A 20,910-nucleotide genomic window follows, 5' to 3' on the forward strand; every position below is an offset into this window, starting at 1 on the left:
GAGACAGCCCCACCCCCCGACCCGTCACCGACTCGACATTCACGCAGGTCAGAGCTGATTGGCGGCACACGACTCGATCAGTGACACCACCAGGGGTTGCACATGGCGCCACGTGGTGCCATCATGACGCCATGGACCTCACCCCGTATGTCGAAACCCTTCGCCGCGAGCTCGCGGTCGCCGCCGAAGCCGGTGGCGAGGATGCCCGCGAGCTGGCCGAGCGGCTGACCACTCCCCTGGAGTCGGCGATGCGTCTGGTCATGCTCAACGTGCTGTCCGCCGCGATGGACGAGATCACCCGTGAGCTCGCCCCCGGCTCGGTCGACGTACGGCTGCGCGGGCTGGACCCCGACTTCGTGGTGACACCGCCGCCCGGCGAGGGCGGCCCCGGCGTCGAGGTGTCGTATCCCGTCGAGCCGTCCCGAGGCGTGGCCCACTCCGAGGGCGACGAGGGCGGTACCGCTCGGGTCAACCTGCGGCTACCGGCCCACCTGAAGGCGCGTGCCGAGGAAGCCGCGAGCCGCGAGGGCCTGTCGGTCAACGCCTGGCTGGTACGGGCCGTGTCGGCGGCGGTCGACGGCGGGCCGAGACCAGGCCCGACAGGCGGCAGGACGCACTCGATCGGCCAGAGCTTCACGGGCTGGGTGCGCTAGCCGCCCAGCCTCACACGCCCAGGTCACGTAGAACCCGCACCACGCACCTCCCGCAGCAGGCACGCCCCGCACCACGCACGCCCCGCACCACCTCAACCACACCACCGCGTCCCACCAGCGGGGACGCCCCGAAGAGTCAAGAGGACGGGACAGCCATGCCTTCTTTCGACACTCCCGCACCGATTTCCACCACCGCCCAACTGCAGGCCGGTTCCATCCGGTTCAGCGCCGCCGACCGCACCGACACCGTCGTCGACGTGCGGCCCCGCGACCCGAAGCGGGACCAGGACGTCCGGGCGGTGGAGCAGACCGAGGTCACGTACACAAGCGGCGTACTGACCGTCAGGACACCGAAGCAGCGCAACCTGTTCGGCCGACCCGGCATCGTCGACGTGACGGTGGAGCTGCCGACGGGCTCGGCGGTCGAGGTGACCGGTCCGTGGGTCCAGGTGCTCGGCGAGGGGCGCCTCGGCGAGGTCCGGGTGAAGTCCTCGGCCGGTGACGTCCGCCTCGAGGAGACCGGCCCGCTGCGCCTGGCGGCGTCGCACGGCTCGATCAACGTGGACCGCGTCGAGGGCAAGGCCGAGATCAGCACGAGCTCCGGCAGTCTGCGCGTGGGTGTCGCCGACGGGCCGGCCGTCCTGAAGAACTCGCACGGCACGACAAGCGTCGGCGCCGCGTTGGGCGAGCTGCGGGTCAGCGGCGCCAACGGCGACATCGAGATCCGGCGCGCGGAGGCCTCGGTCGTCGCCACCACCGCCCACGGCACCCTCCGCGTGAACGACGTGGCCCGGGGCGACGTCCAGTTGGAGACGTCCTACGGCTCCATCGAGGTGGGCGTGCGACGGGGGACCGCCGCCTGGCTCGACGCCAGCTCCGGCTCCGGCCAGGTGCGCAACGCGCTCACCGCGTCGGAGAGTCCGGCGGAGGCCGAGGAGACCGTCAGTATCCGCGCCCGCACCCGCCACGGCAACATCGACGTCCTCCGCGCCCGGGGCTGACCTCCCGGGCCTCGGGGCCCGGCCCCGGCCACCAACCGGCTTCACGAGCGTCCCGCCTCGCCGCCTCTTCTGCCTCCGAACGGGAGAACCCCATGCGCGTCCCTGTCATGCTCACGTCCAGTCGGACGGACGGCGCGGAACCACCCGCCGCCGTCTCCGCCACCGGCCTCCGCAAGTCCTACGGCGACAAGCTCGTGCTCGACGGGATCGACCTGCGCATCCCCGCCGGCTCGATCTTCGCCCTCCTCGGCCCCAACGGCGCCGGCAAGACGACCGTCGTCAAGATCCTCTCCACACTCGTCTCCCCCGACCCCGCCTCCGGCGCCATACACATCGGCGGCCACGACCTGGCCGCCGAACCACAGGCGGTACGCGGTGCGATCGGTGTCACCGGGCAGTTCTCCGCCGTCGACGGGCTGATCACCGGCGAGGAGAACATGCTCCTGATGGCCGACCTGCACCACCTCTCCAAACGCGAGGGGAAGCGCGTCACCGCCGAACTGCTGGAGCGCTTCGACCTCGTCGAGGCCGCGAAGAAGCCGGCCTCCACCTATTCCGGCGGCATGAAGCGCCGCCTCGACATCGCCATGACGCTCGTCGGCGCACCACGGATCATCTTCCTCGACGAGCCGACCACCGGCCTCGACCCGCGCTCCCGCCACAACATGTGGCAGATCATCCGGGAACTGGTCACCGACGGCGTCACCGTCTTCCTCACCACGCAGTACCTCGAGGAGGCCGACGAACTCGCCGACCGGATCGCGGTGTTGAACGACGGGAGGATCGCCGCCGAGGGCACCGCCGAGGAACTGAAGCGGCTTGTCCCCGGCGGGCACGTCCGCCTCCGCTTCGCCGACCCGGCGGCCTACCGCCTCGCGGCCGATGCCCTGCGCGAGGCCACCGGGGACGACTACGGCCTCACCCTCCACATCCCCAGTGACGGCGGCCAGCGCGAGCTGCGCTCGATCCTCGACTGGCTCGACTCTCTCGACATCGAGGCCGACGAGCTGAGCGTGCACACCCCCGACCTCGACGACGTGTTCTTCGCCCTCACCGGCGGCACCGGCGTCCCCGAAACCTCCGAGGAGACCGTCCGATGAGCACTCTCTCCCTCGCCGTGCGCGACTCGTCCACGATGCTGCGCCGCAACCTCCTGCACGCGCGCCGCTACCCGTCGATGACGCTGAACCTGCTGCTCACCCCGGTGATGCTGCTCCTGCTCTTCGTCTACGTCTTCGGGGACGTGATGAGCGCGGGCATCGGCGGTGGCGGCTCGGACCGCGCCGCGTACATCGCGTACGTCGTTCCCGGCATCCTGCTGATGACGATCGGCGGCACGGTCGTCGGTACGGCGGTGTCCGTCTCCAACGACATGGCCGAGGGCATCATCGCCCGCTTCCGCACGATGGCGATACACCGCGGCTCGGTCCTCGTCGGCCACGTCGTCGGCAGCGTGCTCCAGTCGGTGCTGAGCGTGGTGCTCGTGGGAGCCGTCGGCGTCACCATCGGCTTCCGCGCCACGGGGGCCGGCGTACTGGAGTGGCTGGCGGCGTTCGGTCTGATCGTGCTCTTCGCCACGGCCCTCACCTGGATAGCCGTCGGCATGGGCCTGATCAGCCCGAACGCGGAGGCCGCCAGCAACAACGCGCTGCCGATGATCCTGCTGCCGCTGCTGTCCAGCGCGTTTGTCCCGGTCGACGCGATGCCGGGCTGGTTCCAGCCGGTCGCCGAGTACCAGCCGTTCACGCCCGCCATCGAGACCCTGCGCGGGCTGCTGCTCGGCACCGGAATAGGCCACAACGGATGGCTCGCCGTCGCCTGGAGCCTCGGCCTGACCGTACTCGGCTACCTCTGGGCCACGTCGAGGTTCGACCGCGACCCGGCGTGAGCGGCGCGGGCGGCGCCGTCGGCCCGGGCGTGGGTGGCCGCCACGGGGGAGCGGCCACCCACGCCCTGTCTCATCGCGGCCCTGGATGCCGGTCTCAGCGCAGGATGTTCGTCAGCGTCTCGGCCACGACGTCGACATTCGGAGCCCTGAGGACCGTGTAGTGGTCACCGGGGACCTGGATGTGCTCGAAGCCGCCCTGGCACAGCGCACGCCAGCCCTCGACCGCGTCGGCGTCCGCACCGGACTCCGCCTGGAGGAAGCTGACCGGGCCGTCGAAGGCTGTCGGCCGGTATCCGTACAGGGCCCGTGCGTTGCGGGCGAAGCGGGCGTAGACCTCCCGGAACTCGGGCAGGCCCAGGTCTCCGGGGAGGATTCCGTGCGTGGCGAGCGACGTGTACAGGGCGTCGGGCGAGGCCGTCGCGTCGGCGGGCCGCCAGGGGCGGCCCGTCAGTCCGGCCAGGTCCCGGCCCAGCCACGCCAGCAGCTCGCGCTCCGTGTGCGGTGCGCGCGACAGACCGTCGGGCGTCTCGATGACGTCGACAGCCGCCACGAGGTCGACTGTGCGGCCGAGACGCCTCAGCGCGCGGGCCGTCTCGATCGCGAGAAGACCGCCCATGGACCAGCCGCCCAGGCGTACTCGCTCCCCGGGCACCTCCCGGATGATCGACCTGGCGTACGCGGCGGCCATGTCCAGCAGACCGGGCGCCGCCTCGCCCTCCCGGGCCTCGGGCGCCTGGACTGCGTAGAAGGGCTGATCGTCGCCGAGCCTCCTGGCCAGCTCCGAGTAGCACAGCACGTCGCCGCCGATGGGGTGGACGAACACCAGCGGTACGGCCGTACCCCCGGTCCGCACGGGCACCACCGGGGAGCGCGGCGCGGAGGCGTGCGCCTGTCGCAGTTCCCGCGCCAGGCCTCGGATGGTCGGTGCGGCGAAGAGGGTCGCCACTGGCAGCTCCACGCCGGTCTCCCGGCGCAGTACCGACATCAGACGCACGGCGCGCAGCGAATCCCCGCCCAGCTCGAAGAAGTTGTCCAGGACGGACAGGCCGGGCACGTCGAAGAACGTGCGCCACACGGAGAGCAGCAGCTCCTCGTCCGCGTTCGCCGGCGGCGCGCTCTCCTCCGTCTCCGACTCTTCGTCGCGCGCTCGGGCGAGGGCCGCCCGGTCCACCTTCCCGTTGCCTGTCAGCGGGAAGGCGTCCCAGACGGTGACGTCGGCGGGGACCATGTACCGGGGCAGGACCTCTCCGGCCATCCTCCGGATGTCGGCCGCGTCGTGTGCGGCGCCCGCCTCGATCAGGACGTGCGCACCCAGTCTCGTCCGGCCGCGGGTGCCGTGCGCGTTGACGACGACCCCCGCGACGCCGGGGCAGCCGAGCAACGCCGCTTCCACGTCGCCCAGTTCGATGCGGTAGCCGCCGACCTTGACCTGCATGTCCTCGCGGCCGAGGAACTCGATCTCGCCGCTGGGCAGCAGCCGTCCCCAGTCGCCCGTGCGGTAGACGCGCTCGCCGGTGGTCGGGGAGACGACAAAGCTTCTCGCGGTGAGTTCCGGCTCGCCAAGATATCCACGGGCCACGCCCGCGCCGGCTATGCAGATCTCTCCCGACACCCATCGCGGGCGCGGTCGCAGCAGACCGTCGGCGACGAAGACCCGCTGGCCGCGCATCGACGTGCCGTAGGGCACGGAGCCAAGGGACGCGTCGGCGGGTGTGATGCGATGCCAGATCGACCAGATGGCAGCCTCGGTCGCGCCGCCGAGGCTCCACTGGGCGGCGTCGGGGAAGTGGCGCCAGACCTCGCCGGGCAGCGTCACCGGAATCCAGTCACCGCTCATCAGAACGGCGCGTAGCGGCGGTAGGGCGGTCCCGGGGCCCTCGGGCGCCGACGCCAGGTGCTCGCACAGCATCGCCATCAGGGCGGGCACGCTGTTCCACACGGTGACGGCCGATGCGGTCATCAGCGCCAGCCAGTTGCCGGGCTCCCGTTGGTCACCGGAGGCGGGCAGCACAACCGCCGCGCCGACCGACAGCGGGCCGAACATGTCGTACACCGACAGGTCGAAGTTGAGCGCCGAGAGGGCCAGGACCCGGTCCTCCGAGCTGAGCGACAGTTCGTCGTTCACGTCGAGGACGGTGTTGACGGCCGAGCCGTGCTCGATCATCACGCCCTTGGGCACACCAGTGGAGCCGGAGGTGTAGATCACATAGGCGAGGTCCTGCGGCCCGACCTCGACGTCGGGGGCCTGGGGGCGTGAGTCGCCCGGTGCCGGCAGGTCAACGTGCAGGACATCGACGTTCCCGGGCCACTCGACCCTGTCACGCAGCCACGGCTGTGTCAGGACGGTGCCGACACCCGCCGCGTCGAGCACGCGCGCGACGCGGTCGGCGGGCCAACCCGGGTCGACGGGCACGTAGGCGGCGCCGCTGCGCAGCACGCCCAGGCAACCGACGACCTGTTCCCAGCCCTTCTCCATGACAACGCCCACGAGCGCGCCCGGACCCGTGCCGCCGGCCGCGAGACGACAGGCGACCCGGGCGGACTCGTCGGCCAGCTGCGCGTAGCTGAGCGTCCGGTCGACGGCGACGACCGCGACGGCTTCCGGGGTGCGGGTCACCTGGGTGACGAACCGGTGGTGGAGCAGGTGGTCCGCGGCGAGGGCGGCGCGGCGCCCCCGCTCGGACGTCGCCGTCACGGCACCCAGGACCGGGTCGCGCTGCCAGGCCGGTTCACCCCACGCGGAGTCGGCCACATCAACGACAGAGTTCACGAATCAGCCTTTCGTACGCCGCGAACATCGCGTCCACGACACCCGCGGGGAACACGTCCTCCACCACGTCCCAGTTGAGGATCAGGCCGCCGTTCTCCTCGAACGCCGTGTGATCGAGGATCACCTGGGGAGTGCGCACCCCGCTCCACACCGGGGTGCCGCCCTCGCCCATGCGGCAGAGCTGGCCCACCGGGCCGGACCGCGCGCCGGCTTTGCCCTGGGCGCCGCCGATCGTGCTGTTGAAGACGACCGGCATGCGGGCACGGCCCGCACCCGCGTCGAGGCGTCCGAGGTCACGCAGCACGTCCAGGCCGGTGTACGCGCTGTGTTCCATGTCGCACAGCAGCTGGCGCTGGATACCCCGGGCCACCTCGAGGAACGGAGCAGCCTGATCCACGTGGACCTCGAGCAGGCTGGTCGCGGAGAAGTTGCCCACGACCTGGGACAGGTCGATGTCCGGCACGGCGCCGCGCTGCGAGACCAGGCAGTTGACCGTGAAGTCCGTGGTCTTGGACCACGCTGCGAGCACCTGGCAGTACGCGGCGAGCACGGCGCCCGACGCGGTCAGTCCGGCGGCGGCCGCGTTCTGCCTGAACCGCTCCCACTCCGGTGCCTCGACACGCAGGAAGCGGTTGGTGAACACCGGCTCGGACACGTCGGCGAGACGCACGGCGAGCGGTAGTTCGGGCGCGGGTGGCAGGCTCTCCAGACGCTCCCGCCAGTAGTCCCGGCTCGGCTCGATCTCCTCGGACGCGGCCTGCTCGCGCAACCGCACGACGTACTCCTCGTAGGTCGCGGTCGGTTCCGGCAGCTCGCGGTCCGGTACCTCGTAGAGGTCGGCCCACTCCTCGAAGAGCCGGGCGCTGCTGCCGCCGTCGGAGACGAGGACGTCGATTCCGACGTGCAGTCGGGTCACCGTGTCGTCGACGCGGGTCGCGCGCACGACGAACAGCGGCCATCGCGCCACATCGAACTTCCACGCCTTCAGCTCGTCGTGGATCTCGCCGAGCCGCTCCTGTCGTTCGGCGTCCGTGAGCCGGGTCAGGTCCTCCACGGGGATCGACAGGTTCGGTACGTCACCGAGGACTCGTTGCGTCCCCGCCTCCGGGTCGAACACGGCGCGCAGCATCGCGTGCCGCCGCACGAGCCGGTTCAGGGCCCGCTCTGCGGTCCGCGCGTCGAAGCCGGCCAGGTCGACCTCCACGTACAGGTAGGTGGCCACGTTGCCCAACTCGAAGTCGCCCGCGCGGCCCGCGAGGTACGCCTCCTGAAGCCTGGTCAGCGGGAAGGGCGCGGAGTCGGGGAGTCTCGGCCCGGTCTCGGACAACGAGTCGACGTCCGGCACCGCGTCGGCACTCGTCACCGCGGCGGCACTCGTCACCGCGGCGGCGGGGGGCTTGTCCTGGCCGGAGCTGCCGTCCGCGTCGTCGTCCGGGGTGCCCCGTTCGTGGCCGAGCCGCTCCACGACGTGGGCTGCCAGTGCCTCGGGCGTGGGGTGGTCGAAGACGACCGTGGCGGGGAGGCGGGTGCTCAGCCGGCGGCCGAGGCGGACGCGTAGCTCCATCGAGGTGAGCGAGTCGAAGCCCATCTCGTAGAAGGACCTCTGGGCGTCCACGCGCCGCGCTTCCAGACCGAGCAGCCCGGCGACGCACTCCCTCACCAGGCCGAGTACGCCGGTCACCCGCTGGTCGAACGACGCGTCAGCGGACCGCAGGAGGGCGAGCACGTCCGCCGCCTCCTGGCTCTCCCCGGCGACCGCCGTGTTCGAACCGGTCGGTGCCGTCGTGGTGGGCGGCGCCGGGGCCGCGGCGGGCCGCTGTGCGGGCGCGGGGGCGGCGGCCCGTGCCCCGCCCGCCGTCGCCGGTCCGCGCTGGGCGAGCGACCGCGCCAACTCCTTCAGCAGGAAGGGACCTTCCGCGGTGCCGTCGGCTGTGGCGTCCGCCACCGCCAGTCGACCGGCGACGACACTGGCGGTCCCCGCCGCGAGCGCCGAGTCGAACAGGGCGAGGCCGTCGGCCATCTCGAAGGGCGCGACGCCGTTGCGCCGCAGCCGCAGCAGATCGGCTTCGTCGAGATGCCCGGTCATGCCCGTCGCCTGTGCCCACAGGCCCCAGGCGACGGAGTTCGCGGGGCGTCCCCCCGCGCGTCGCCACCGCGCGAACTGGTCCAGGAACGTGTTCGCTCCCGCGTAGTTGGCCTGCCCCGGGCCCCCGAGAACCCCGTACAGGGACGAGAAGATCGTGAAGAAGCGCAGTTCGTCCTCGCGTGTGGCGGCGTCGAGGTGCAGGGCGGAGTCGACCTTGCTGCGGAGGACCCGGTGCAGTTGGTCGGGCGCCATCGTCGAGACGATCGCGTCGTCGAGCACACCGGCCGCGTGCACGACGCCCACCAGCGGACCTTCGGCGCGCAGTGCGGCCAGTGCGCCGTGGACGCTCTCGGCGTCCGACACGTCGGCGCGGACCACTCGCACGGTGGCGCCGAGTCCTTCGAGTTCGGCGGTGAACTCGGCTACTCCTGCCGCGTCCTGCCCGCTGCGGCTGAGCAGCGCCAGGGAGCGCGCGTGCCATCGGGTGACCAGGTGCCGCGCCAGCGCGCGTCCCAGCGTGCCCGTACCGCCGGTGAGGACAACCGTGCCGCCGTCGAGGTCGAGGGCCGCTTCCGGCGGAGTCGCGAGCGGCCACAGATAGGGCCGCAGGACCCGGCCCGCGCGGACGGCCAGCTGCGGCTCGGTGCGCCGGAGCGCCGTGATCACCGCTTCCGGCCCGTCGAGCGCGGCGCCATCGACGTCCAGGACGCGGAACTGCCCCGGGTGCTCGGTCTGCGCGGAGCGGACCATGCCCCACAGCGCGCTGCCGCCGAGCGCGTGGGTCACGTCGCCGGGGACGGTGATCGCGTTCTCTGTGACAAACGTCAGCAGCACGCGCTCGGCGAGGTCCTCGGCGCGCAGCCACCGCTGGATCGTCTCCAGGGACCAGGCCGCACAGCCGTGCACCTGCTGCTGGTGACCGTCCCGCGGGTCGGCGGCCGGTGCGGGCAGTACGACCTGCCACTTACCCGGCAGGCCCCGGAGCACCAGGGCCGCCTCGTCGAGCGTGGCCATGGTGATGCCGCCACGGGCGGTCTCCCGAAGCACCGAGGCCAGCCGCCCTTCGCCGCCCACCACGCACAGGCGGTGCTCCTCACCGGGCTCGTCGGACACCTCCGCCCACTCGGTGGTGTACAGGGCGGCGGAGTCGGGATCGGGCGTCCCGCCGGACAGGGCGAGCCCGCGGACCACCATGCGGTCGACGCTGAACAGGACCCGGCCGTCGTCGTCGGCGAGCGTCAGCGTGATCGCGTCCTCCGCCACCCGGCGCGCCAGCGCCCAGCACTCGACGGTCTCGTGACCGCCGTACACGCGTACGCCGTTGAACAGGAACGGCACCGCGATCTCCGTGGGCCGGGGCTCGCCCAGGAGGCCGCAGGCCACGGCGGCGTGCAGCGCGGCGTCGGCCAGCGCCGGGTGCGTGGCGAAGCCGCTGTGGTTGACGCGCGCGCTGTCCGGCAGGACCACGCGGGAACGCACCAGGTCGCCGTGGTGCTCCCCGGAACGCACGCCCTGGAAGGCGTCGCCGTAGCCGTAGCCCATGCCACGCAGCAGCGGGTACAGGCCGGCGGCGTCCAGCCGGGCGGCGTCCGTGGGGGCGCTGACGCCGACCGTGGCCGCGCGCCCGGGCGTCTCCGCCCGAACCAGCAGGCCGTCCGCGTGGTGCGCCCACGCGGTGTCGCCCGCAGTGCGGGAGAAGACCGCCGCCGACCGCCCGCCCTGCGCGTCCGCCGACCGCACGGTCACCCGCACGTCGACGGTGGACCCGTCCATCGGCAGCGGAAGCGGGTCACGCAGCAGGAGTTCGTCCAGTTCCTCGCAGCCGAGTTCGCGGCCGGTGGCGAGCAGCAGTTCCACGAAGGCAGTGCCGGGCAGCAGTGCGGTGCTCTCGACGCGGTGGTCGAGCAGCCACGGGTGGCTGCGGATGGAGAGTCGCCCGCTGAGCACGACCGAGCCGTCGGGGGTCTCGACCACGGAGTCGACGAAGGGGTGCCCGCCGTCCGCGAGGCGCGTGGCGGGCCGGCTCGCCGTCGTTCGCGGGTGGTCCGCGGTGGCCGCGTCCGCCCGGGTCGGGAGCCAGAACCTGCGCCCCTCGAAGGGGTGAGTGGGCAGTTCCACGGCTGTCGGGTGCTCCGGCCAGTGCCCGCGGTGCAACGCGCTCCAGTCCACGGCGTGCCCTTGTACGTACGCCTCGGCGGCGGCCGTCACGAAGCGTTCGTAGCCGCCCTGGTCACGCCTGAGCGTCGCGCACACCGGGGCCTCGCTGCCCGCGTCCTCGAGAACGCGGCGGAGCGGGCCGAGCAGCACGGGGTGGGGGCTGAGTTCCACGAAGGCGTCGTAGCCGTGCGAGACCAGTTCCGCGATGGTGTCGGAGAACCGGACCCGTTCGCGTAGGTTCCGGTACCAGTAGCGGGCCGTCAGATCCTGGCCCGACACCTGCCGGCCCTCGACCGTCGAGAACATCGGCACGTCGCTCACGGCGGCCCGGAGGCCGTCGAGGCCGGCCAGGACCGCCTCCTCGAGTTCGGCCACTACGGGCGAGTGCGAGGCGCACCTGGTCGGGACGCGTCGCGCGTAGCGGCCGCGTTCCTCGCACAGGTCGAGCAGCGCCTGGACACCGGCCTCGTCGTCGCCGGAGAGGATGACGAACTCCGGGCCGTTGGTGGCCGCCACCACCAGATCCGCACCGGCCTCACGCGCCAGGGAAAGGGCGTGTTCCTCGGAGGCGGCGACGGCAACCATGCCGCCCCGCCCCCGCTCCTCGAGGACACGGCTCCGGCAGGCCACGACGCGGGCGGCCTCCTCGACGCTGAGGGCGCCGGACAGGCAGGCGGCGGCGACCTCGCCCTGGGAGTGGCCGACGACCGCGGCCGGCTCGACGCCGACGGACTGCCAGAGCGCGGCGAGACCGAGCATCATCGTGAAGAGGAGCGGCTGCACGACATCGGTGCGGTCCCGATCGGTCCGTCGGTCCGTGCCGGAGAGGACCTCCATGATGTCGAAGTCGAGGTGCGGTTTGAACGCGCCCGCGCACTCCTCGACCCGCAGGCGGAACACCTCGGACTCGCGCAGCAGGCGGACGGCCATGTCGTCCCACTGCGTGCCCTGGCCGGGGAAGACGAACACCGGGCGCCGGACGCTCCGGGCCTCGCCGTGCACGACCGAGGGCTCCTCCTCCCCGGCCGCGAACTTCCTCAGCGCGGCGGCGAGTTCGGCGGGTGTCGAGCCGAGGGCGACCGCGCGGTGGGGGTGGTCCTCGCGTTGCGTCGCGCACGCACGCACGAAGTCCGCCAACCCCGCGTCGTCCGACTCGAGCCGTTCGGCGAGCGCCGCCGCGTAGCCTCGCGCGGCGGTGGGCGTCCTGGCCGCGAGCTTCACCGTGTACGCGGCCGAGTTGTCCTCGGCCCGCGGCTCCGGCCTTCTCCGCTCGGTGTCCTCCCGGTGCTCGAGAATCACGTGTGAGTTGGTTCCGCTGACGCCGAAGGAGGAGACGGCGCACCGGCGTACGCCGTCGGCAGTGGCCGGCCACGGCCTGCTCTCCCGGAGCACCGCCACCGACGAGGACCAGTCGACGTGTGAGTTGAGGTCCTCCACGTGCAGGGTCTTCGGCATGGTGCCGGCGCGCATCGCCATCAGGCACTTGATGACGCCGCCCACTCCGGCCGCCGCCATGCTGTGTCCGATGTTCGACTTGAACGACCCGATCCAGACCGGCTCCTCGCCTCGTTCCCGGCCGTACGTCGCCTGGATGGCGTTCGCCTCGATCGGGTCGCCGAGCTTGGTCGCCGTGCCGTGCGCCTCGACGAGCTGGATGTCGCGCGGGGAGAGCCCGGCGTCCCTGAGCGCCTGCTGGATCACCTTGACCTGCGCCCTGCCGCTCGGCGCGGTCAGGCCGTTGCTCGCTCCGTCCTGGTTGACCGCGGTGCCCTTGATGACACCGAGGACGCGGCGGCCCAGGCGCCTCGCCTTCGACAGGGGCTCCAGGACGAGGACTCCGGCGCCCTCGGCCCACACCGTGCCGTTCGCGGTGTCCGAGAAGGTGCGGCACCTGCCGTCCGGGGACAGTGCGCCCTTCCTCGCGTAGTCCACGAACATGCCGGGGCCGGCCAGTACGGTGCAGCCGCCCGCGAGCGCAAGGTCCGTCTCGCCGGCCCGCAGTGAGCGGACCGCCGTGTGGATCGCGGTGCCGGACGACGAGCAGGCGGTGTCGATGGTCAGGGCAGGGCCTTCGAGTCCCAGGAGGTACGCGATACGCCCCGAGGCCACGCTCGGGGACGTGCCGGTGCCCATGTAGCCGGCGGTCTCGTCCTGCCACCTCCACAGCGGCATGCCGTACTCGTTCGGCATGAGGCCGACGAACACACCGGTCGGTGAGCCCTTCAGACTGGACGGGAGGATGCCGGCCCGTTCTATCGCCTCCCAGGTGGTCTGCAGCAGCACGCGCTGCTGGGGGTCCATGGCCGTCGCCTCGGCTGCGCCGATGCCGAAGAACGCCGCGTCGAAGAGGTCCGCGTCGTGCAGGAACCCGCCCTGCCGTACGAAGGCCGGGTCGTACAGGTCCTCGGTGTGCCAGTCACGGTTGGTCGGGAAGTCGCCGACGGCGTCCTCGCCGCCGTCGACCAGGTCCCACAGCAGGTCGGGGGTGTCCGCCCCGCCTGGGTAACGGCAGGCCATCCCGATGACCGCGATGTCCTCCTGCCGCGTTGCCCGCTCAGCCACGGGTGGCCTCCAACTCGGCGTCCACATACGCCGTCAGTTCGTTGATCGTGGGATGGTCGAAGAGGGCCGTCTCGGGGATCTCGAGATTCGTCGCGTCGACGATCCGGCCCTGGAACTCGATGAGCGACATGGAGTCGACACCCATGTCCCGGAAGGTTTCCGCCGGGTCGACGCGTGCCGGGGAGTCGTCGAACTCGCCCATCACGACGAGGAGTTCCCTCTCCAGAAGTGAGCGGACCAGCCACTGCCGGCCCGGTCCGGTGGCGGCCTGCGCCCAGCGTTCGGCGAACGGCGGCGCTACGTCGGCCCCCGGGGACGCCGCTTCGGCGTCGGCTTCGCGACCTGAGACGGCGGGCGACCCCGACGGCGGGTCGAGGGCCGGGACGGTGCGAGGCGGCGGTCCGGGGAACGTCTCCCGCTCGAACGGGTACGTGGGCAGACCCGGCACCTTGCGCAGGCCCTGGCCCAGCCGCTGCCTCACATCGGCGATGCCGCCCGCGTAGGCGTAGGCGCCGGCGACGGCGACCAGTGCAGAGCGGGCAGGTGCCGTGTCCTGGAGCCAGCTCGCGGGGACGGCCAGATCGTGGCCGTCCGCCACCTTCGCCAGGCCCTCCCGCAGCTGCGCCCAGTCACCGCCGACGACCGCCGCCCGGTGCCGCCACTGCTCCCGGTGGCTCAGCGTCCACGCGACGTCGGCGACGGAGGCGCGGTCCTCGGGGAAGGGGTGGTCGAGCAGAGCGGCGGCCGACGCGCGCACCGCTTCCCGGGAGCGGCCGGACAGGCACCAGACGGTGTCGACGGCGCCGGGGGGCTCGCGGCGCCGTTCGACCGGTGAAGGCCGCGCCACCACGTGGACGTTGCTGCCGCCCATCCCGAACGAGCTGACTCCGACGACCCCGCGGTGGGGCCGCGGGAACTCCTCCGGCCGGGTCACGACCCGGAGGTTCAGCTCGTCGAGGGGCAGGTCCGCCGGGGCGCGCCGGTGGTGGAGGCTCGGCGGCAGTTTCCCGTGGCTCAGCGCGAGACACGTCTTGATGAATCCGGCGATGCCCGCCGCGGACTCCAGGTGCCCGATGTTCGTCTTGACGGACCCGACCCGGACCGGGTCGCCCGGCGGGCGCCCGCTGCCTATGGCCTCGCCGACGGCCCGGGCCTCGACCGGGTCGCCCACGGGCGTGCCCGTGCCGTGCAGCTCGACGTACGCCACGTCCGCGGGCGTCACGCCGGCGGCCCGGTGGGCGGCCTCGATCACCGCACGCTGCGCGGCCTGCGAGGGGACGCCGAGCTCGGCTCGGCCACCGTCGTTGTTGACGGCGCTGCCGGCGATCACGCAGTAGACGTGGTCGCCGTCGCGCAGGGCCGCCTCCAGCGGCTTGAGGACAACGCAGCCGCCTCCCTCCGCCCGGACGTAGCCGTTCGCACTCTCGTCGAGGGTGCGGCAGCGGCCGTCGACGGACAGGCCGCCCCAGAGCTGGATCTGGTCGGTGACGTCCGGCAGCAGGTTGAGGTTGACGCCCGCGACGAGCGCGGCCTCGCACTCGCCGAGTCGCAGGGCCGACACCGCGCGGTGCAGCGCGGCCAGCGAGGACGACTGACCGGTGTCGACCACCTCGCTCGGACCGCACAGCCCGAAGTGGTGCGAGAGGCGTCCCGCGAGGAGCGCTCGGCTGGTGCCCATGTGTCCGTACCGGTCCAGCCGTCCGGAGGCGAAGTACCGCAGCCGGAAGTCGTCGGCGCAGGCCCCCACGTAGACGCCCCACTGCCGGCCGCGCACGTCCGAGGTCCGGATCGCGGCGTCCTCCAGACACTCCCACGCCAGCTCCAGGAGGAGCCGCTGCTGAGGGTCCGTGTGCTCGGCCTCGCGCCGTGAGACGCCGAACAGCGCGGCGTCGAACTCGGCGATCCCGTCGATGAATCCGCCGTGCCGGATCGGTCTGTCGACCCCGGCGGGAGCAGGCGCGATCCGGGCCTCCCAACGTCCCTCCGGGGCCTCGCCGACGCTGTCGGTCCCGGACATGAGGTTGTGCCAGAGCTGTCCCGGGTGCGCGGCCCCGGGGAGCCGGCAGGACAGTCCGACGACGGCGACCGCGGTCCCGGCGTCGCGGTCCCCCGCTGCTGTCGGCGTCATGCCTCCTCCTCGGCGGTCGCGGCGGGGCCGGGGCCCACCAGCAGGCTCCTGAGCCCGCGGAAGGTCGGGCTCGCCTTCCAGCGCATGCTCTCGGCCGGGGTCCGCACGGCGAGTTCGGGGCAGCGGCGGATGAGTGCGTCGAAGGCGACCTCCGCCTCCAGCCGGGCGAGGTGCTTGCCGATGCAGTTGTGGATGCCTCCGCCGAAGGCGAGGTGCTCGCGCCGGACCTTGTCGATGGCGAACGTGTCGGGGTCGACGAAGCGCGCCTCGTCCCGGTTGGCGGCGGCGAAGGCCAGGAAGACGATCGACCCCGCCGGTATCTCCGTGCCGCCCACCACAGCGGTCTCGGTGACGTAGCGGTACAGCGAGAGGTTGAACGGCGACTGGTGCCGCAGCATCTCCTCCACCGCGCCCGGTACCAGCGAACGATCCGACCACAAACGTTTCTTCTGCTCCGGGCTCGCCTCCAGCGTCAGCATTCCGGTGGCGATCAGATTGGCCGTCGTCTCGTAACCCGCGGCGAGCAACGCGTATGCCTGTGCCACGGCCTGGGGCTCGTCGAGGGAGCGGGCGAGCAGCGACAGGACGTCCTCGGCGCCGCCCGACCGCTTCTGCCGGAGCAGTTCGGACAGGTAGTCCACCATCTTAGCCGCGTCGCGCCGTAGTGCCTCCGGCGTCGCCTCACCAGTGATGGTCTGCACCCAGCTGTGGAACTCGCGACGGTCCTCGGCCGGCACCCCGAGGGTGTCGCAGATCACGGATATCGAGTACGGGAACGCGAAGTCCTGGACGAGGTCGAAGTCGGTGGTACCCGCGACGGCGTCCAGCGCGGCCTCGGCGAGTTCCTCGACGACCCTGCGCTTCGTCGTGATCGCACGGGAGGTGAAGGCGCCGTTGAGCGGCTTCCGCAGCGCGGTGTGCGTGGGTGGATCGTTGTTGGCCATGTTGTCGTAGAGCAGCGAGCTCCGGCCCTGGGCCCGCGCCCCGGCCGGGCTGTTCGCCGCGAAGAGCGGCATAGCCTCGTTGATGCTCTTACGGAACCGGGGATCGCGGAGGACGAACTCGACGTCCTCGTAGGAGGTGACGAGCCACGCCTTCAGGTTCGGCGGAAGATATGCCATCCCCGTCTCGAGAACGATCTCGGTGGGCTTGCCGCCGTTCCCCCTGATCTCCCGGTAGACCGGCTGCGGGTCCCGGTAGAAGTCATATCCGAGGGAAAGCGGGCACACCGACTCGCTCTCGCTGTTCCGGCCTGTCATTTCCAACCTTCGGGTATACGCATGTGGAACCTGCCGTGCGTGATCGGAGTTCTGGTACGTCGTCGTGCGGGTGTCGGCCCGCGGGGCCGCAGGTGGCCCGCTCAGGCGCGGCCGAAGACCAGCGAGACGTTGTGGCCGCCGAAGCCGAAGGAGTTCGAGAGAGCGGCCCGCCACCGGCCGGCCCTCGGCTCGCCCATGACGACGTCGAGCTCGACCGCGGGATCGGGATCCCGCAGATTGCGGGTCGCGGGTACGGTGCCGTCACGAAGTGCGAGGAGCGCCGCCAGAGCCCCGGTGGCGCCGGAGGCCCCCAGCATGTGACCGGTCATGGACTTCGTGGCGGTCACCACCGGGTGGCGGCCCACGGCCTCGACGACGGCCCGGGCCTCGGCCACGTCGCCCTGCGGCGTGGAGGTCGCGTGGGCGTGCACGTGGCCGACGTCCTCGGGGGCCACGTCCGCGTCCCGCAGCGACCGCGTGATGGCGCGCACCTGTCCTGGCACGTCGGACGCGGTGATGTGGGCGGCACTCGAACTGACGCCCGCGCCGAGCAGCGAGGCGTGCGCACGACCGCCCCGGGCACGCGCGTGCTCGGCCCGCTCCAGAACCACGACGGTGCCCCCTTCGGCGAGGACAAAGCCGTTGCGCTTGGCGTCGAACGGCCGGCAGGCGCCCTCGGGATCGTCGTTCGCGGTGGACAGCGCCATCATCTGCGCGAACGCGGTCAGCGGGAGCGGGTGGACACTGGCCTCCACACCCCCCGCCACCACCACGTCCGCGCGACCCGCCCGGATCAGGTCGAGCCCCAGGGCGATCGCCTCGGCCCCGGACGCGCACGCGCTGACCGGCGCGTGGGCCCCGCCGTGCGCGCCCAGTTCCATGCTGACGCACGCCGCGGGTCCGTTGGCCATCAGCATCGGCACCGTGTGGGGGGACACCCGGCGCGGACCCCGGGTCTCCAGGTTGTGGTTCTGCTGGAGCAGCGACGTGACGCCGCCGATTCCGGTACCCACCACCACAGCGAGGCGATCCGGGCAGACCTCGGGCGAGCCCGCGTCCGCCCATGCCTCCCGCGCGGTCACGACGGCGATCTGCTCGGCCCGGTCCAGGCGGCGGGCCTCGGTCCGCTCCATGGAGCCCGCGGGATCCACGGGAAGCCTCGCGGCGATACGCACGGGCAACCCCTCCGCCCAGTCCTCCTCAAGGCGCGCGACTCCGTTGGCGCCGGCGTGCATCGCCGTCCAGGTAGTCGGCACATCCGCGCCGAGCGGCGTCATGGCACCAAGTCCGGTGACCCATACGTCCACTGTCCCCTGCCCCTTTCTCCTGCCGGTTCGCCCCGCCACGCACCCGCGGCGAACGCGTCGCACGCCTCCCCCGCCGATTCCCGCTCGTTTCCCGCTCGTTTCCTGCTCCTCGCGCACACGGGTGTTTCCCGCGAAGACGGGTTCGGTCAGGAGAACATCGGGAGTGAACCGAATACGGAAGGTGGGTCCGCATGTGGTCGCACGCTAGCCAACCGCAACCACGAGTGGCAAGTGAACCCTTTTCAAAAGACTTGGCAAATAGGGGGGTTGGCTGCCGGATGACCACCCCCCTATTCACTTCGGGAATGCGAGAACAAGGGGGGGTGGCGAAATTCTCCGACCCGCGCGGCGGTACGCACGACGACGCCGGTGCCACACCCGGGCAGCAGGGTCCTCCCGTGGTACGCCGCGATCACCCGGAGTAGGGGGTCGGGCGCCCGAGACGCATGGCACCTACATACGATGGGCTGGCATCCAGCCACCTGGCGAAACAGTGGAGGGGGCCGGTCGTGGAGACGACGGAAAGGTGCGGGGCGCGGCGGCTCCTGGAAGAGCTGGCCGCCCGTGCGCAGACGGGCGACGGGTGCGCGGCCCTCGTCCTCGGCGCACCCGGGATGGGCCGGACCTCGCTGGTCCACCACGTCCAGGCGTTCGCGAGAAGATCCGGTGCCACCGTCCTGAGCGCCGTCGCCTCCGCCGCGGAGCGCGCCCTCCCGCTGGGTGTGGCCACCCAGCTGCTCGCCTCCCACGGCCTGACCCCCGACGAGGCCGCCAAGCTGCGCGAAGTCCCCGCCGCGGCGGTCGACACGGTGCACCGCCTCGTGTCGACCGCCGCGGAGAGGAGCCCGCTGGTGATCACGGTCGACGACGTCCACGAGGCGGACGACGCGTCCCTGGCCTGCCTGCTCTACCTCGCCCGCCGGGTGTCCTCGCTGCGCGTCCTCGTCGTCCTCTCGGGACGTGCCGGGCTCGCCCAGGGCAACCACACCCTGATGGCCGAGTGCGTTCGCAACCCCAGGTGCAGGCTGCTCCGGCTGGCGCCCATGTCCCTCGGCTGCACCGAGAGCCTGCTCGCCGAGCAGTTCGGCGCCGAGCTCGCCCGACAGGCCGCACCCGGCTGGCAACACGCCTGCGGAGGCAGCCCGTTGCTGCTTGAAGCACTCCTGCGGGACCGGACCACGACGCGGGAACCGGCCGCCGCTCCCGCCGCCGCGGAGATCGCCCCGCCGCCAGGAGGCGAGGCGGTACGGCTGGCCGTCCAGTACGTGCTGGGCGAACTCGGCGACGACGTGGTGCGCACCGCCCAGGCCCTCGCGGTACTCGGTGCGGCGGGGCCCGCGGACAACGTACGGCCGCTCCTGCGGCACCTCGGTGTGCCACTCGGCCGGGCCGAGCAGTCGGTCGCCGCGCTGGAAGCCGCCGGCCTGGTCGAAGGCGCCCGCTACCGGCTCGACACCGCCCGGGCCGCCGTCCTCGACGAGATGGCGCCCGACGACCGGGCACTGCTGCACCTCACCGCCGCGCGGGTACTGCGCGAGAGCGGCGCCGAGCCGGGCGACGTGGCCCGGCACCTCATGTGCGCGGGCCCCTGCGCCGAGGAGTGGGCCATCTCCGCCCTGCGTGACGCCGCCGCGCAGGCGCTGCGCGAACACGACGCCGAGTGGGCGGCCACCTGCCTGCGGAGCGCCTACGACGCCTGCGGAGACCGCCGCCGCAAGGCGGCCGTTCACGCTGAACTCGCGGCCGCGGAGTGGGAGTCGGACCCGACCGCGGTTCGCCACCGACTCGCCGGGCTGCTCGCCGACCACAGCGACGGCCAACTGAGCCACGAACAGGGGCTCATGCTGATCACCTATCTGCTGTGGCTGGGCCGCCCACAGGACGCAGACGCGCTCCTCGCCGATCTCGACGCCGCCCGCGACCGGCTGCCCGAGCACCTGCGGGCCCGCCTGGACGCCCTGCACATCTGGTTCGCCTACTTCTACCCCCTGCTCGGGACCCGCTACCGCAGCGCGCACACCGACGGCGAAACGGCACTCGGGCAGGGCGCCGGCGCCGTGGACCGCCACGTCGACGGCGCCGTCATGCTCGCCTCGCTGCTCGCCGAAGGCCCCGCCCCCAGTTCCGTGGAGACCGCCGAGCAACTGCTCCAGGGGGTGGTCCTGCACGACCCGCCGGTGGCACCGGCGATGGCCGCGCTGATCTCGCTCATCCGCGCCGCTCGCCTCGACCGGGCCGCCGAGTGGTGCGACGTACTGGTACGGGACTCCACCCGGCGCACCGCCACGACCCGGGCGATCCTCCTGGCCGCGAGCGCGATCCTGGAGAGCTGGCTCGGCCGCTTCGAGACCGCCCGCCGGCGCGCGGACCAGGCCCTGGCGCTGCTACCGGCGCCGGCCTGGGGCGTGGCCATCGGCTTCCCCCTGTCCGCCAAGGCCCTGGCGTGCGCGGGACTCGGGGACGTCGAGGAGTCGGCGGCGTGCTTCCGCGTCCCCGTGCCCCAGGAGATGTTCCAGTCCCTTCCCGGCCTGCACTACCTGCAGGCACGCGGCCGCCACCACCTTTCCGCGGGCCGTTACCACGCGGCGCTCGGCGACTTCTACGCCTGCCGGGACCTGCTGTCCGCCTGGCGCCTGAACACCTCGGTGTTCACGGCCTGGCGGGTCTACGCGGCCGAGACGCTCATCGAGCTCGGCAGCCCCGCCCAGGCCGGTCGGCTCCTCCGGGAGGAGCTGGCGCAACCGGTCCCGGGCAGCGCGTGGCTGCGCGCCGAGGCCCGACGGCTGCACGACAGGCTCGCCCCGACACCGCCGAGGGCCTCGCGGCACGCGGCCGCCGACCGGTGCGCCGATGCCGGTGCCGGCACCGGCGCAACACCGGGGGCCGAGTCGCCGGCGACACTCAGCCGGGCCGAACAGCGGGTCGCCCGGCTCGCCGCGGACGGACTCGTCAACCGCGAGATCGCCGAGCGGCTTTTCATCACACCGAGCACCGTCGAGCAGCATCTGACGCGGGTCTACCAGAAGTTGGGGGTCCGCGGCCGCGCCGCACTGCCCCAGGCGCTGGGACGGGACGCGGCCGTCCGCTGACCGGCGCTCC

General features: G+C 72.6%; 10 protein-coding genes. 5 read left to right on the forward strand and 5 right to left on the reverse strand.

Features of this window, described 5'->3' with window-relative positions; translation table 11 throughout:
• The first annotated feature begins 131 nt into the window (after window positions 1-131).
• From FNX44_RS02400 to FNX44_RS02415, 4 genes are all read left to right on the forward strand, one after another.
• The gene (locus FNX44_RS02400) at window positions 132-653 is read left to right on the forward strand and encodes a toxin-antitoxin system HicB family antitoxin (protein ID WP_143646233.1); all 522 of its coding nucleotides are present in this window, start codon (window positions 132-134) and stop codon (window positions 651-653) included.
• 155 nt (window positions 654-808) lie between these two features.
• Window positions 809-1,654, forward strand: a complete 846-nt coding sequence (locus tag FNX44_RS02405; RefSeq protein ID WP_143646234.1) for a DUF4097 family beta strand repeat-containing protein — start codon at window positions 809-811, stop codon at window positions 1,652-1,654.
• A 107-nt stretch (window positions 1,655-1,761) separates the two neighbouring features.
• On the forward strand, window positions 1,762-2,754 hold the full coding sequence (locus tag FNX44_RS02410; protein ID WP_143646254.1) for an ATP-binding cassette domain-containing protein: 993 nt from the start codon (window positions 1,762-1,764) through the stop codon (window positions 2,752-2,754).
• Window positions 2,751-3,542, forward strand: coding sequence for an ABC transporter permease (locus FNX44_RS02415; protein ID WP_143646235.1), 792 nt, complete (start codon window positions 2,751-2,753; stop codon window positions 3,540-3,542). Before FNX44_RS02410 ends, FNX44_RS02415 begins: the two co-directional genes overlap by 4 nt.
• Window positions 3,543-3,636: 94 nt before the next feature.
• Here FNX44_RS02415 and FNX44_RS02420 read toward each other — a convergent pair whose 3' ends face one another.
• From FNX44_RS02420 to FNX44_RS02440, 5 genes are all read right to left on the reverse strand, one after another.
• Window positions 3,637-6,312 (reverse strand): amino acid adenylation domain-containing protein, encoded by a 2,676-nt coding sequence (locus FNX44_RS02420; protein ID WP_323369024.1) that lies wholly within the window; start codon window positions 6,310-6,312, stop codon window positions 3,637-3,639.
• Window positions 6,296-13,117 carry an SDR family NAD(P)-dependent oxidoreductase gene (locus tag FNX44_RS02425; protein WP_323369025.1) on the reverse strand — a complete coding sequence of 2,274 codons (6,822 nt, stop codon included), beginning with the start codon at window positions 13,115-13,117 and terminating at the stop codon, window positions 6,296-6,298. Before FNX44_RS02425 ends, FNX44_RS02420 begins: the two co-directional genes overlap by 17 nt.
• On the reverse strand, window positions 13,110-15,245 hold the full coding sequence (locus FNX44_RS02430; protein WP_143646237.1) for a beta-ketoacyl synthase N-terminal-like domain-containing protein: 2,136 nt from the start codon (window positions 15,243-15,245) through the stop codon (window positions 13,110-13,112). Before FNX44_RS02430 ends, FNX44_RS02425 begins: the two co-directional genes overlap by 8 nt.
• Window positions 15,242-16,504, reverse strand: a complete 1,263-nt coding sequence (locus tag FNX44_RS02435) for a cytochrome P450 (protein ID WP_143646238.1) — start codon at window positions 16,502-16,504, stop codon at window positions 15,242-15,244. The genes FNX44_RS02430 and FNX44_RS02435 overlap by 4 nt, the downstream gene beginning before the upstream one ends.
• 101 nt (window positions 16,505-16,605) lie before the next feature.
• Window positions 16,606-17,811, reverse strand: coding sequence for a beta-ketoacyl-[acyl-carrier-protein] synthase family protein (locus FNX44_RS02440; protein ID WP_323369026.1), 1,206 nt, complete (start codon window positions 17,809-17,811; stop codon window positions 16,606-16,608).
• A 509-nt stretch (window positions 17,812-18,320) separates the two neighbouring features.
• On the opposite strand from FNX44_RS02440, the gene FNX44_RS02445 reads away from it, so the two are divergent.
• Window positions 18,321-20,900, forward strand: coding sequence for an AAA family ATPase (locus FNX44_RS02445; RefSeq protein WP_323369027.1), 2,580 nt, complete (start codon window positions 18,321-18,323; stop codon window positions 20,898-20,900).
• Window positions 20,901-20,910: the final 10 nt, after the last annotated feature.

Origin of the sequence: Streptomyces alkaliterrae, assembly GCF_007097205.2 — a bacterium.
Lineage (GTDB): Bacteria > Actinomycetota > Actinomycetes > Streptomycetales > Streptomycetaceae > Streptomyces > Streptomyces alkaliterrae.